General features: G+C 66.8%; 10 protein-coding genes. 3 read left to right on the top strand and 7 right to left on the bottom strand.

Annotated features, from left to right (window positions below; translation table 11 throughout):
* Window positions 1-2 precede the first annotated feature (2 nt).
* The 3 genes from Y887_RS01110 to Y887_RS01100 are packed head-to-tail and all read left to right on the top strand — an operon-like array spanning window position 3 to window position 2325.
* The gene (locus Y887_RS01110) at window positions 3-371 is read left to right on the top strand and encodes a YraN family protein (protein ID WP_046962602.1); all 369 of its coding nucleotides are present in this window, start codon (window positions 3-5) and stop codon (window positions 369-371) included.
* 29 nt (window positions 372-400) lie between these two features.
* Window positions 401-940 (top strand): metal-dependent hydrolase, encoded by a 540-nt coding sequence (locus Y887_RS01105; RefSeq protein ID WP_046962601.1) that lies wholly within the window; start codon window positions 401-403, stop codon window positions 938-940.
* On the top strand, window positions 937-2325 hold the full coding sequence (locus Y887_RS01100; RefSeq protein WP_046962600.1) for an FAD-binding oxidoreductase: 1389 nt from the start codon (window positions 937-939) through the stop codon (window positions 2323-2325). The genes Y887_RS01105 and Y887_RS01100 overlap by 4 nt, the downstream gene beginning before the upstream one ends.
* Before the next feature lie 188 nt (window positions 2326-2513).
* Here the strand turns inward: Y887_RS01100 and Y887_RS01095 are convergent, their stop codons facing one another.
* From Y887_RS01095 to Y887_RS01065, 7 genes are all read right to left on the bottom strand, one after another.
* The gene (locus tag Y887_RS01095; protein WP_046962599.1) at window positions 2514-4487 is read right to left on the bottom strand and encodes an alpha/beta hydrolase family protein; all 1974 of its coding nucleotides are present in this window, start codon (window positions 4485-4487) and stop codon (window positions 2514-2516) included.
* Between the two features lie 290 nt (window positions 4488-4777).
* Complete coding sequence (locus Y887_RS01090) at window positions 4778-5494, bottom strand: response regulator (RefSeq protein WP_046962598.1); 717 nt, start codon at window positions 5492-5494, stop codon at window positions 4778-4780.
* Window positions 5484-8144: a DUF4118 domain-containing protein gene (locus Y887_RS01085; protein WP_046962597.1), complete on the bottom strand. Its 2661-nt coding sequence runs from the start codon at window positions 8142-8144 to the stop codon at window positions 5484-5486. The genes Y887_RS01090 and Y887_RS01085 overlap by 11 nt, the downstream gene beginning before the upstream one ends.
* Window positions 8145-8205: 61 nt before the next feature.
* Complete coding sequence (kdpC, locus tag Y887_RS01080; RefSeq protein WP_046962596.1) at window positions 8206-8859, bottom strand: potassium-transporting ATPase subunit KdpC; 654 nt, start codon at window positions 8857-8859, stop codon at window positions 8206-8208.
* A gap of 3 nt (window positions 8860-8862) precedes the next feature.
* Window positions 8863-10911, bottom strand: a complete 2049-nt coding sequence (kdpB, locus tag Y887_RS01075; protein ID WP_046962595.1) for a potassium-transporting ATPase subunit KdpB — start codon at window positions 10909-10911, stop codon at window positions 8863-8865.
* A gap of 10 nt (window positions 10912-10921) precedes the next feature.
* Entirely contained in the window at window positions 10922-12736 is a 1815-nt protein-coding gene (gene kdpA, locus Y887_RS01070; RefSeq protein WP_046962594.1) for a potassium-transporting ATPase subunit KdpA, read from the bottom strand.
* Window positions 12737-12751: 15 nt separating this feature from the next.
* Entirely contained in the window at window positions 12752-12844 is a 93-nt protein-coding gene (locus Y887_RS01065) for a potassium-transporting ATPase subunit F (protein ID WP_006452907.1), read from the bottom strand.
* Between the last annotated feature and the right edge of the window lie 421 nt (window positions 12845-13265).

The following is a 13265-nucleotide window of genomic DNA, read 5'->3' as shown; positions in this document are numbered from 1 at the left end:
CCGTGCCGGCAGTGCGCCAGCAACGTGGTGCGGCCGTGGAAGCGGCCGCGCGCGTCCTGCTGGAGCAGGCCGGCTTGCACCTGGTGGTGGGCAACGCCAACTACCGCGGCGGCGAACTGGATCTGGTGATGCGCGACGGGCCGGCGCTGGTGTTTGTGGAAGTGCGTTACCGCCGCGACACCCGCTTCGGCGGCGGCGCGGCCTCGGTGGATATCCGCAAGCGCCGCAAGCTGGTGTTGGCGGCGCAGTTGTTTCTTGCCTCTCATCCTGCCTTGGCAGCGCTACCGTGTCGCTTCGATGTGGTCGAGGCCAGCGGCGAGCCGCCGGTACTGCACTGGATCCGCGACGCCTTCCGCGCCGACGATTGCTGAGTGTTCACAAGCTCGACTGACGAGGCTCGATGCCGACCATCCTGACCCACGCCGCAGTGCCACTGGCGCTTTGGTGCGCCAGCGAGCGCGGACGCATTTCCCCGCGCCTGCTCGCTGCCGGCATCGTGGCGGCGATGCTTCCCGATGCGGATGTGCTGGCGTTTGCGTTGCACGTTCCGTATGCCGATGCGTTTGGCCACCGCGGTGCCAGCCATTCTGTGTTGTTCGCCAGCGTCGTTGCACTGCTCGGCGCACTGGCGCACCGCAGCCTGCGTGCGGATGTCGTGCAGACCGCGGTGTGGCTGTTTGTCTGCACCGCATCGCACCCGCTACTGGATGCGATGACCTCCGGCGGGCTCGGCGTTGCGCTGGCGTGGCCATGGAGCGAGGCGCGCTGGTTCGCGCCGTGGCGGCCGATTCGCGTCTCTCCGTTCGCCAACGGGTTCTTCAATGCGCGCGGCTTGAACACGCTGCTCTCCGAGCTGCGCTGGGTCTGGTTGCCGCTCACCGTCGCAGCGCTGGGATTCAGATGCATCCAGCGCGCCGCACCACAGGATCACCCGCAATGACCGACGTACTTCCCACCCCGCTGGCCGAGCTGTTGGCAGCGCGGCTTGGCCCCGATGGCTGGTTGACCGGTGCCGATGCGCGCCGCCGTTATGGCGAAGACGATTCGCATCGCTGGGCGTTGCCCGCTGCCGTTGCGCTGCCGCGCGATACCGACGAGGTGGTGGCGATCGTGCAGGCATGCCGCGCGCATGGCGTGCCGATCGTGGCGCGCGGCGCGGGCACCGGCACCACCGGCGCGGCAGTGCCGTTTTCCGGCGGCGTGGTGGTGTCGATGGCGCGCATGAACCGCATCCTGGCAGTGCGCCCGGAGGACCGCTGCGCCGTGGTGCAGCCTGGCGTGCTCAATGGCGACCTGCAGCAGGCCTTGCAGCCGCATGGTTTGTTCTGGCCGCCGGACCCGTCCAGTGCGGAGATCTGCAGTGTTGGCGGGAATTTGTCCACCAACGCAGGCGGCCCGCGCGCGGTGAAGTACGGCGCCACCCGCGACAACGTGCTCGGCCTGGTCGCAGTGACCGGCACCGGCGACGTCATCCGCTGCGGCGGTGCGTATACCAAGAATTCCACCGGCTACGACCTCACCCATCTGCTGGTCGGCAGCGAAGGCACGCTGGCGATCATCGTCGAAGCGATCTTGAAGCTGACCCCGCGCGCCGTCGCGCAGGCCGGGCTGCGCGCGTTGTACCGCGATGCCGCCAGCGCTGCGGAGGCGGTGTCGCGCATCATGGCGCAACCGACCACGCCGACCATGCTGGAATTCATGGATGCCAGTGCGATTGCGTTATTGCGCCGCAATGGCAGCGACGTGCCCGAGGCTGGCGCAATGTTGTTGATCGAAGCCGATGGCGACCACGACACGCTGCCTTACGCATTGCAGGCCCTGCACGATGCCGCCAATGGCGAGGGCGTCATCAGCCTGGACATCGCCGCCGATGGCAGCGCGCGCGACAAACTGTGGGCGGCACGCCGTGCGTTGTCACCCGCATTGCGCACCATCAAGCCCGGCAAGATCAACGAAGACGTGGTGGTGCCGGTGTCGCGCATTCCTGCACTGGTTGCAGGCGTGGAAGCGCTGGCGGCGGAGTTCGCCCTGCCGATCGTCGCCTTCGGCCATGCCGGCAACGGCAACCTGCACGTCAACATCATGTACGACCCGGACGATGCCGATGAACACGCGCGCGCGCATGCGGCATTGCCGCGCGTGTTCGCGCTGGTGCTGTCGCTGGAAGGCACGCTCTCTGGCGAGCACGGCATCGGCGTGGCCAAACGCGATTTCATGACACAGGCATTCAGCGCACCCACGCTGGCGGCGATGCGCGCGATCAAGGCCGCGCTGGATCCGGACGGCATCTTGAATCCGGGCAAGGTGTTGCCACCGGTCGAGTGACCCGCTCGCAGCGTTGCACCTGAAATGCCGAACGTGATCCGGCGAACGCTACGCTGGCCTGGAGCGTTTCCGGGGCCCAGGAGCGCAATGCGTGGATGGCACGATCATCAGCGTCGAAGTCGAAGTCGAAGTCGAGAGAGTGTGTCCTGCGCAGCAACGAACGACCTGCCGATCAGCACCGCCGCGATTCAACGCAGCTGCGCATCCAGCCAATCCAACACGCGCTGTTGCACATCCACGCCATGCTCGGTTTCGTAAAACCAGTGCGGGCCACGCGGATAGGTCACCTGCTCGACCGCTGTGCCCTGCAGTTTGAGCGCGCGGTACAGCATGTCGCCCTGCGATGGCGGTACGCGTCGGTCGGCCTGCCCATGCAGGATCAGCACCGGCACATGCACCTTGTCGGCATAGCGTATCGGCGAGTGTGCGTCGTAGTCGGCACGGTTGCGCACCGGGTCGCCGAAATAGCCCGGCAGGTAATCGGGCACATCGGTGGTCAAGGCCATCGCGCCGATATCGACCACGCCTGCACCGACGATGGCGGTCCTGAAGCGCGATGACTGCGTCACTGCCCATGCAGACAGATAACCGCCATAGCTCCAGCCGCCGATGGCCAGACGCGCAGGATCGATCACGCCCTCGCGTTCGAGCTGGTCCACGCCGTCGAGCACATCCTGAAAATCCGCACCGCCCCAGTCGTGGCGCGCCAGCTCGGCAAACGCCGCACCCTGCCCTTCCGAGCCGCGCGGGTTGGGCAAGAACACCGCATAGCCATGGGTGGACAGCAGTTGCGCCCAGTCATGCCAGGACCCCAACCAGCCGGATGCCCAGGCCGCTCCCGGTCCCCCGTGGATCTGCACCAAGGTCGGCAACGGCGTTCCCGCCTTCCAGCCTGGCGGCGTGACCAGCACGCCCGCGATCGTTCGCCCATCGCGCGACGCGGTCCAGCTCAGTTCGCGCACTTGGCCATGCGTCCAGGTGGCGACCTGCGGATTGGTGCTGCTGTGCGGCGCGAGCTGACCTGCATGCAGCGTCCAGACCTCGGCAGGCTGGTCATCGCGCAGGCCGAGATAGGCGACCTCGCCATTGCGCGCAACGCTGAATGCCTGATACGGAATCTGCGGCCGGGCAAGCGGCTTCCAGCGTCCGCTGTCGGCATCGATGCGCAGAAAGACGCCACGTACGCCCTGCAATCCTTCGCCGATCAAGCTGCCATTGTTTTGCCAGCGCGCCAGCCACAAGGTGCCGGGCCAGTCGCGCGCCAGCACCACGCGCCGCTGATGACGCAGGTGGTGCACGATCAGATTCGCCACCATGCCGTGCTCGCCAAGTTGCCCATACAGCAACCGGCTGCCATCCGGCGACCATTGCAACGGCAATGCCGAAGCATGCGGCTCCAACACCGCACCAAGCACGCCGTCCTGCAGCGACAACAGCTGCACGCGCGATGCGTACCAGTAGTCGTTGAGCGTGGTGCCGTCGGACACGCGCAACGCCAGGTGCTGGCCGTCCGGCGACCAGGCGAGGTCGTGCACCTGCAGGCCGGGCGGTGTCAGCACACGCGTCTTGCTGCTCTGCAGGTCACACACCCATACCCGTGAAAACCGGGTCGGCCGCTCGGTCTGTACGGCATCGCGCTTTGCGTCCGTATCGGCCGCTGCCTGCGCAGTGGGCGGATCCAGCGCCAGGTACGCGATCTGGCGCGCATCGGGGGACAGCGAGAAGCCGCTGACCTCGCCTGCCGAACGCGTCAGCAGTTGCGGTGCCGCCGCTTCGGTCTGTTGCCAGACCTGGGTGGGCGCCAGTCGCTCGCCTCCGGTGGCGTCGTCCGGCAACGGCCGCGTCGACAGGAAGAGCAGCCGGCGGCCATCGGCAGACCAGCGTGGATGCTGGTCGTCGGCTTCATCGCTTGAGGGCATCGATACTGCGGCAGCGGCGCCGCGCGCGGGTATCTGCCAGATCTTGCTGAGCGGCGGCTTGCCTTGCGCCTGCGGGGTGGCGACGGTGTAGGCGATGCGGCGACCATCCGGACTGATCTGGGGGTCGCCCACGCTACGCAGCTGCATGATCTGCGCAGGCGTCGGCACGGTTTGTGCAAACGCGCAGCCGACCGACAACAGCCAACCCGACAACAGCCACCACGTAGCGAACCGATACCGCATCTCACCCACCTCTTCCAACTACCGACGCATGCTGCGCCGCGCATGTTGGCATGCCATTGGCGGTGGCGTGAAAGCGCCTGCAACCTCTGCTAGACCATGTCCTCGAACCGCCCCAGGTCTCGCTCCAGGTCACACCCACGAGGACGAGGTCCTGGCCGCATTGCACCACGTGCATGCGGACTCCCGCATCGCGCGACCGAACGCCGTGCCCGGCTTCGTACCCTCGGTGACAACCGGATCTCGCTCAAGCTGTGTGCGCCGCCGCGATAAAGACATCTGCGCTGTGCTGATCAGCGCGTCACCCCGATAAACCGCAACCCCACGCCCGGCTCGGTGACGATGTAATGCGGGTCGGCGGCATCGTCATGCAGTTTCTGGCGTAGCTTGCCGACCAGGATGCGCAGGTAGTGGGTGTCTTCCTCGTGGGTGGGGCCCCACACTTCGCGCAGCAGCTGCGGCTGCGTCACCACGCGGCCGGCATGTTTGAGCAGCAGCGCAAGCAGTGCGTATTCCTTGCGACTCAGCGGGACGGCTTCGCCATTGAGGGTGACTTCGCGCAGGCCCAGATGGATGTGCAGGCGGCCATCGTCGAACACGCTTTCTTCCACCGTGTTGCCGGTGCCGGCCTGACGCAGCAGTGCGCGGATGCGCGCCATCAGTTCCTGCACGCCGAACGGCTTGGTGACGTAGTCGTTGGCACCGGCATCGAGTGCGGCGACCTTTTCGGTTTCGCCGGCGCGCACGGTGAGCATGATCACCGGCACGTTGGACCATTGGCGGATCTCGCGCAGCACCTCATGGCCGTCGCGGTCAGGCAGGCCGATATCCAGCACCACCAGTTCGGCACCCTGCCCGGCCAGCAGCGCAAGACCTTCTTCGCCGGTGCCGGCCTGCAGCACGCGGTACCCCTGCGCGCGCAGGCTGATATCGAGAAAGCGGCGAATCTGCGGCTCGTCGTCGACGATCAGCACGCGGGCGGGAGGGATGGCAGTGGTGTCAGTCGGCATCGGGGCGAGGTGGCGCGGCAGGAACGAGCAACGGCAGCGTAATGCGGATCGTGGTGCCGTGACCATGCGTCCCCGCCAGCGCCTCCACGCTGCCGCCGTGCGCGCCGATCATGCCCTGGCAGATGGTCAGCCCCAGGCCGGTGCCATGACGGCCGCGGTCACCGCGTTCGACGCTGTAGAACATGTCGAAGATGCGCGCGCGCTCGTCTTCGGGAATGCCCGGCCCCTGGTCGCCGATGTCGATCTGCAAGGCGCCGCTGCGCAGCTGCGCCTGCACGGTGACGGCCATGCCTGGCGGGGAAAATTTCGCCGCATTCTCCAGCACGTTGAAGATGGCCTGCTCCACCAGCGCCGGGTGCACCCAGATCGCCGGCAGGTCGGCGGCCAGGTCCAGCTGCAGGCGCACATCCGGCTGGTAGCGCTGCAGGCGGCGCATGGCCGAGCCGATCAACTCGTCCACGCCGATCCAGTCGCGATTCAAGGTCAGCCCGGTGTGGCCGAGCTTGGTCATGTCGAGCAGGTTCTGGATGTAGCGGTCCAGCCGTTCGCCTTCCAGCTGGATGGTATCGAGCAAGGCATGCCGATCCTGCGCATCCATCGCGTCGCCGTAGCTGGCCAGGCTGCTGGCCGAGCCGATCATCGAGGCCAGCGGCGAGCGCAGGTCATGCGAGACGGACGATAGCAAGGCAGAGCGCAGGCGCTCGGTTTCGCCACTGACGCGTGCGCCTTCCAGATCGGCGACCAGGCGCGTGCGCAGTGCCGCCTGGCCGATATCGTCCACCATCGCTTCGGCCAGCCGGCGTTGCTCCAGCCCGGGGCGCTGTACGCTCTGCCGGAAGCGCAACGCCGCCACACCGAGCGTGCCGCGCTCGTGGCGTACCGGCAGGCACCACCATTGCGCACCGGCCAGGGTGTCGGTGAAGCGGCCCGCAGCCTGCCCATGGCGCTGCGTCCACTCCGCCGCGCTGCGGTCGAGTGCGCCGAAGCTGGCCGGTGCGTCGCTTTCGCGCTGCTCCAGGCGCAGCCAGACCTCCGCATCCAGTGCGGTGCTCAATGCACGGCGACCGGCTTCCAATACCTGGCCGAGATCGGCGGCCGTGCTGAGCTGGCGGCCCAGCGCCTGCAGCGCGTTGGCGTGCGCATTGGCCGCGCGCAGCGCCAGCACCTGGCTACGCAGGCGCGAGGCCAGGCGCCCGGCGACCAGCGCGGCGATCAGGAACAGACACACCGTGACCACACCCTGGCGCGCGCTGATGTGCAGGGTGAAGCGCGGTTCGATGAAGAAGAAGTTGTAGGCGACAAAACTCAGCAATGCCGCGATCACCGCTGCGGCCATGCGCGTGCGCGAAGCGACCAGCACCACGGCGACGATGAACACCATCGACAGATCGTCGATATCGGTCCAGCGCTGCAACAGCCACGCCACGCCCACCGCACCGGCGGCGGCGATCGCGGCGAAGGCCAGGTCGTAACCTTGCAACCAATGGCGCGGATTGCGCCAGCGTTGCCGCGCGCGCGCGCGCGCATCGGCGGAGCTGACGATGACCAGTTCGTAATGCGCGCCACGCTGCAGCAATTGCTGGGTCAAGGTGCGGTTGAACATGCGCGCCAGGGGACGCTCGCGGGTGCGCCCGAGCACCAGGGTCGACACACCGTTTTGCGATGCGAAATCCAGCAAGGCCTCGGCGACATTGGCGCCATGCAGCAACGCGGTGTCGCCCCCCAGTCGACGCGTCAGTGCGAACGCGCGGTCGATCTCCAGCTGCCAGCCGGCGTCGGCCACGGTACGTGTCTGCACGGTGACCACGGTCCATGGCGCATCGCGGCGTTCTGACAGTCGCCGCGCCACCCGCACCAGATAGTCCGAACTGCCACGCCCATCGATGGCCACCACCACGCGACGGCGCAGCGCGGCGGTGCCGGGCAACCCGCGTGCGGCCTGGGTGTCGCGCAGGTCGCTGTCGACGCGGTCGGCGGCGGTCTGCATCGCCAACTCGCGCAGCGCGGTCAGGTTGGATGGCGAGAAGAACGCCTGCAACGCCTGTGTCGCCTGTTCGGGCAGATACACCTTGCCCTGCTGCAGGCGCTCGATCAGTTCGCGTGGCGGCAGATCCACCAGCACGATGTCGCGCAGGCGATCGAACACCGCATCGGGCACGGTTTCGGATACGCGCACGCCGGTGATGCGCAGCACGATGTCGTTGAGGCTTTCCAGGTGCTGGATGTTGACCGTGGTGTAGACATCGATGCCGGCATCGAGCAGCTCGACGATGTCCTGCCATCGCCGCTCGTGACGGCTGCCGGGCACGTTGCGATGGGCCAGCTCGTCGATCAGCGCCAAGCGCGGCTTGCGCGCCAGCAGCGCATCCAGATCGAGCTCTTCCAGCGTGCGGCCCTGGTAGCTCACGCGGATGCGCGGCAACAGCGGCAAGCCGTCCAGCAACGCGGCGGTTTCGCTACGCCCGTGGGTTTCCACAATGCCGGCCACCACGTCCATGCCCTGCCGCAGGCGCTCGCGCGCCCGCGACAGCATGGCGTAGGTCTTGCCCACCCCGGGCGCCGCGCCCAGGAAGACCGTCAGGCGCCCGCCGTGATCTCGCTGCAGTTCGCCGATCAGCGCGTCGGCTTGTTGGGTGCGGGCGTCGGTCATGGAAGCCGGGATTGGGGAGTCGGGATTGGGGATTTGTGGAGCCTACCGCGAGCTGACTGCTCTAGTGCTGTTGCCTGGCCCCATTCCCGATTCCCGTTTCCCCATTCCCCGCGCGATCCAGCGCCAGGTTCAACGCCAGCACATTCACCCGCGGCTGCCCCAGCAGGCCGAACTGTGGCTGCTCGGTGGCGGCCTGCAGCAGTGCGGCCACGCGCTGTTCCGGCCAGCCGCGCGCGGTGGCGATGCGGCGTACCTGCACCTGCGCGCCTGCCGGGCTCAGGTGCGGGTCCAGGCCGCTGCCGGACTGGGTCAGCAACTCGCTCGGAACCGCATCCGGTGCAACACCGTCGCGTACAGCGACCTGCGCGCGGGTGGCGGCGATGCGTGCCTGCAGGTCAGGATTGGAGCGCGCCTGATTGCTGCCGGCAGCGGCGGTGGGGTCGTACTTGGCAGCCGATGGGCGCGGCTGGAAATACCGCGCAGCGGTGAACGGCTGCGCGACCAGGGCCGAGCCGACCACGCGCGTGTCCTGGCGCACCAACGAGCCATGCGCCTGGGCCGGAAACAACGCGCCGGTGATGCCGGTGGCGACCAGCGAATACGCCAGACCCAGACCCAACAGGGTGAACAGCGCGAGCATCACCGAGCCGCGCAAGGCGCCGTCGTCGCGCAACGGCAGCGCAGTGGAACGCGGATTAGCAGAAGACGTGGTCATGGCTCAGGCACCCAGGGTGGCGACAAGCGCCAGATCGATCAGTTTGATGGCGGCAAACGGCAGAACGACGCCGCCCAGGCCGTAGATCAGCATGTTCCGGCGCAGCAAGGCGGTGGCGCTGGACGGACGGAACCGCACGCCACGCAAGGCCAGCGGAATCAACGCCGGAATGATCAACGCATTGAAGATCAGCGCCGCCAGCACCGCATGGCGCGGGCTGGACAACTGCATCACGTTGAGCGCGGCCATCGAGGGAATCGCGGCCGCAAACAGCGCCGGCAGGATCGCGAAATACTTCGACACGTCGTTGGCCAACGAGAAGGTGGTCAAGGCACCGCGCGTGATCAACTGCTGCTTGCCCACTTCGACCACCGCCAGCAGCTTGGCCGGGTCAGAATCCAGATCCACCATGTTGCCGGCCTCCTTGGCCGCCTGCGTACCGGAGTTCATCGCCAGACCCACGTCGGCCTGTGCCAATGCCGGAGCATCGTTGGTGCCGTCGCCCACCATCGCCACCAGCCGCCCGCCGGCCTGCTCGGCACGGATGCGCGCCAGCTTGTCTTCCGGGCGCGCCTGCGCGATGTAATCGTCGACGCCGGCTTCGGCGGCAATGGCGGCGGCAGTGAGCGGGTTGTCGCCGGTGATCATCACCGTCTTGATGCCCATCGCACGCAGCTGCGCAAATTTCTCCTTGATGCCCTGCTTGACCACGTCGCTCAACTCGACCACGCCGAGCACATGGCGGCCTTCGGCCACCACCAGCGGAGTAGCGCCACCGCGCGCGACTTCTTCGATACGGCCGTTCAATTCCGGCGAGACCGTCGCACCCATTGCCTGCACATAGGCAACGATCGAGTCGCCGGCGCCCTTGCGGATGCTGCGCCCGGCGATATCGACGCCGGACATGCGGGTTTGCGCGGTGAAAGCGATGAAATGCGCGCCGTCCGGCTCGACGGCGACGGCACCCTGCTGGCGTGCCAGCTTGACGATGGATTTACCTTCCGGCGTCGGATCGGCCAGCGACGCCAGCATCGCGGCATCGCGCAGTTGCGTACGATCGATGCCGGCCAAGGGATGGAACGCAGTGGCCTGGCGGTCGCCGTAGGTAATGGTGCCGGTCTTGTCAAGCAGCAACACGTCCACGTCGCCAGCCACTTCCACTGCCTTGCCGGACTTGGCCAGCACATTGGCCGACAGCGCGCGGTTCATGCCGGCAATGCCGATCGCCGGCAACAGGCCGCCGATGGTGGTCGGGATCAGGCACACCAGCAATGCGATCAGCAACAACGGATCCAGGGTGACGCCGACGAAGCCAGCAATCGCCGGCAGCGAGGCCACCACGATCAGGAAGGTCAACGTCATTGCGGCCAGCAACAAGGTCAGCGCGATTTCGTTGGGCGTCTTCTGCCGGTTGGCGCCTTCCACCAGTGCGATCATGCGATCCAGAAAGCTGTGGCCCGGCTCGGCCGTCACCTTGAACACGATCTCGTCGGATAGCACCCGGGTGCCGCCGATCACGCCACTGCGATCGGTGCCGGCCTCGCGCAGCACCGGTGCCGATTCGCCGGTCACCGCCGCTTCGTTGATGGTGGCAAGACCGCGCACGATCTCGCCGTCGGCCGGGACGAATTCGCCTTCGGACACCATCACGTAATCGCCCGGACGCAGCTCGGCAGCCGGCACGCGGGTTTCGCGCCCGCCCAATGCGGTTTCGACGCGACGTGCGACCAGATCCTTGCGCGCACGTCGTAGCGACGCGGCCTGCCCACGGCCACGCGCTTCGGCAATGGCTTCGGCAAAATTGCCGAACAGCACGGTGACGAACAAGATCACCGTGATCGCCCAGCCAAAGCCGGCATTGCCATAGCCGCTGGCGGTGATCACCGCCGCCAGCAGCGTGCCGCCCATCACCACCGCCATCACCGGGCTGCGCAGCAGATGCCGTGGCGAGAGCTTGATAAAGGCCGCACGCATCGCTGCGATCAGCACCGCAGCATCGAACAACGCTGCGTCACCGCGCTCGCGTTTTTCAGTCGTATCGATCGTAGACATTGCTTAATTCTCAGGACGCCGCCAGGGCGAGGTGTTCAGCGATGGGGCCCAGCACCAATGCCGGCATGAACTGCAGCACGGTCAGCACGAGCACGATCGCCATCAAGGTCAGCGCAAAGGTGGGAGTTTCCACCTGCAGGCTGCCGGCCGATTCAGGCGCGCGCCGCTTTACCGCCATGCGCGCGGCCACCATCAACGGCAGGATCAACGCCGGGTAGCGGCCCAGGGCCAGCACCACCGAGCAACTCAGGTTCCACCAATACGTGGCATCGCCCAGCCCTTCGAAACCCGAGCCATTGTTGGCGAAGGCCGAGGTGTACTCGTAGAACACCTGGCTGATGCCGTGAAAACCCGGATTGGAATTGGCGGTCAATGCCGGCACCGCCAATGCCACCGCGGTAAAGCCCAGCACCACCAGCGGCTGCAACAGAATCAGCAGTGCCAGCAATTGCACTTCACGCGCTTCGATCTTGCGGCCGAACAATTCGGGCGTGCGCCCGGTCATCAACCCGGCCAGAAACACGCTCAATAACAGGTACACCACAAATTGCTGCAGGCCGCAGCCGACGCCGCCCCAGATGGCGTTGATCAGCATATCCACCAACGTGACCAGGCCACTCAATGGCGCCAGCGAGTCGTGCATTGCATTGACCGAACCGTTGGAGGTTTGCGTGGTCAACGCTGCCCACAGTGCGGACGCATCGGCGCCGATACGCACTTCCTTGCCTTCCATCAAGGCCGGCGAGGCGGCACTGGCCGAATGCGCTTCGGACCACAGCAACAACGCCGTGGATGCCGCGGACATCGTCAACATCGTGCCGAACACCAACGCGGTGAGTCGCTTGCGCCCGGTCAGGTAGCCGACCATGAACACCACGCTCATCGGCAGCAGCACCAGCGCCAGGGTTTCCAGCACGTTGCTCAAGGGCGTGGGGTTTTCCAGCGCCACCGAGCTATTGGGGCCATACCAGCCGCCGCCGTTGGTGCCGAGCTGCTTGACCGCCACCATCGCCGCCACCGGACCGACCGGAATGGTCTGCTTGGGCATGCCGGCACTGCTGTCCAACGGTGCGGCGGTGGCGGCGCCCTGCAGGGTAGAGGGAACGCCTTGCCAACCAAGCAGCACGGTCCACAGCAGGCACAGCGGCAGCAACACACGCACGCTGGCGCGGATCACATCCGCCCAGTAATTGCCGACGTCTGCCTCCGGCAGTGCCTCCAGCCCCGAAGCCGACTGCTGCCGTCCCTGGCGCGGCGTGAGGGTCGCCGGATCGTACGGCCCGTCCACCTGTGGCGCGGCGCTCGCCGTCGCAGTGGATGCCAGCGGGGCATCGGACACGGTTGCGGCGGCTCGCCCGCCGAACAATGCACGCAAGGTCGCCACCGCCAACGCCAGGCCCATCATCGGCGTCACCACCTGCAAGCCGACAATGCCGGTCATCTGCGCCAGGTAAGACAACTGCGCCTGGCCCGAGTAATGCTGCTGATTGGTGTTGGTGACGAACGACACCATGGTGTGCAGCGCGGTATCCCAGCGCATGTTCGGGATGGCGTCCGGGTTGAACGGCAGCCACGCCTGGGTCATGAACACTGCCCAGGTCAGCAGGCCGACAACCAGGTTGCTGAGCAAGAACGCCACTGCATAGCCGCGCCACGACATGCCCTGCTGCGGGCGGGTGCCGAGCAGTGCATACAACGGCCGCTCGATCCAGCCGAACAGCGCATCGCCGCGCATCGGTGCACCACGCATCACTGCCGCCAGATAACGGCCCAGAGGCCACGCCAGCACGATGGCCAGCGCATAAACAAGAAGGGTTTCACTCATTGGAGCGCACTCGCATCAGAAGTCTTCGGGCCGCAGCACCACGTACAACAGGTAGGCCGCAGCAACGAGTACGGCCACGCCGCACAGCAGGGACAACCAGGCAGGCATGGCGGCTACTCCCCGTGACGCGCACAAGGGCGCAGGATCGCTGCGCTGCGCACGGGCGCATGCGGCAGTTGCATGACAACAAGGCAAGGCGTCGCCACACCGCGCGCGAAGCGCCGATGGAGCAGACAGGTCAAGGGATGCATCAGGATCGTCCACGGCGGAACCGCTCCGCCACTGCGCGCAGTCTCGTCCCGGGCTGCGTAAAGTCGCTACCGACGTGCCATGGTCGCCGCGTAAATTCCGCATAAAAGCGGCCGAGCGGTGCTTGGTCGACGCCTGGATTGTTTGCTCGCCTGTGTGCGGTTACGGGTTGGAAGCTGGCTATTGGTTTGGCTGAAGGCGGTTGGTCGAGGGCGCACTGCCCTGGCCGGTTCCGGGACACGCCGTGAATCCGTCCGTGGAGCAACTGTGTTGTTGGAGA

This window comes from Xanthomonas pisi DSM 18956, from assembly GCF_001010415.1.
Classification (GTDB): domain Bacteria; phylum Pseudomonadota; class Gammaproteobacteria; order Xanthomonadales; family Xanthomonadaceae; genus Xanthomonas; species Xanthomonas pisi.
The sequence above is the reverse complement of the archived record's forward strand: the minus strand, read 5'-3'. Positions and strand labels throughout refer to the sequence as shown.

Bases quoted from the DNA above. Each gene is read 5' to 3' on its own strand.
- Y887_RS01105 (WP_046962601.1), top strand. From the start codon at position 401: ATGCCGACCATCCTGACCCACGCCGCAGTGCCACTGGCGCTTTGGTGC.
- Y887_RS01100 (WP_046962600.1), top strand. From the start codon at position 937: ATGACCGACGTACTTCCCACCCCGCTGGCCGAGCTGTTGGCAGCGCGG.
- Y887_RS01095 (WP_046962599.1), bottom strand. From the start codon at position 4,487: ATGCGGTATCGGTTCGCTACGTGGTGGCTGTTGTCGGGTTGGCTGTTG.
- Y887_RS01090 (WP_046962598.1), bottom strand. From the start codon at position 5,494: ATGCCGACTGACACCACTGCCATCCCTCCCGCCCGCGTGCTGATCGTC.
- Y887_RS01085 (WP_046962597.1), bottom strand. From the start codon at position 8,144: ATGACCGACGCCCGCACCCAACAAGCCGACGCGCTGATCGGCGAACTG.
- kdpC (WP_046962596.1), bottom strand. From the start codon at position 8,859: ATGACCACGTCTTCTGCTAATCCGCGTTCCACTGCGCTGCCGTTGCGC.
- kdpB (WP_046962595.1), bottom strand. From the start codon at position 10,911: ATGTCTACGATCGATACGACTGAAAAACGCGAGCGCGGTGACGCAGCG.
- kdpA (WP_046962594.1), bottom strand. From the start codon at position 12,736: ATGAGTGAAACCCTTCTTGTTTATGCGCTGGCCATCGTGCTGGCGTGG.
- Y887_RS01065 (WP_006452907.1), bottom strand. From the start codon at position 12,844: ATGCCTGCCTGGTTGTCCCTGCTGTGCGGCGTGGCCGTACTCGTTGCT.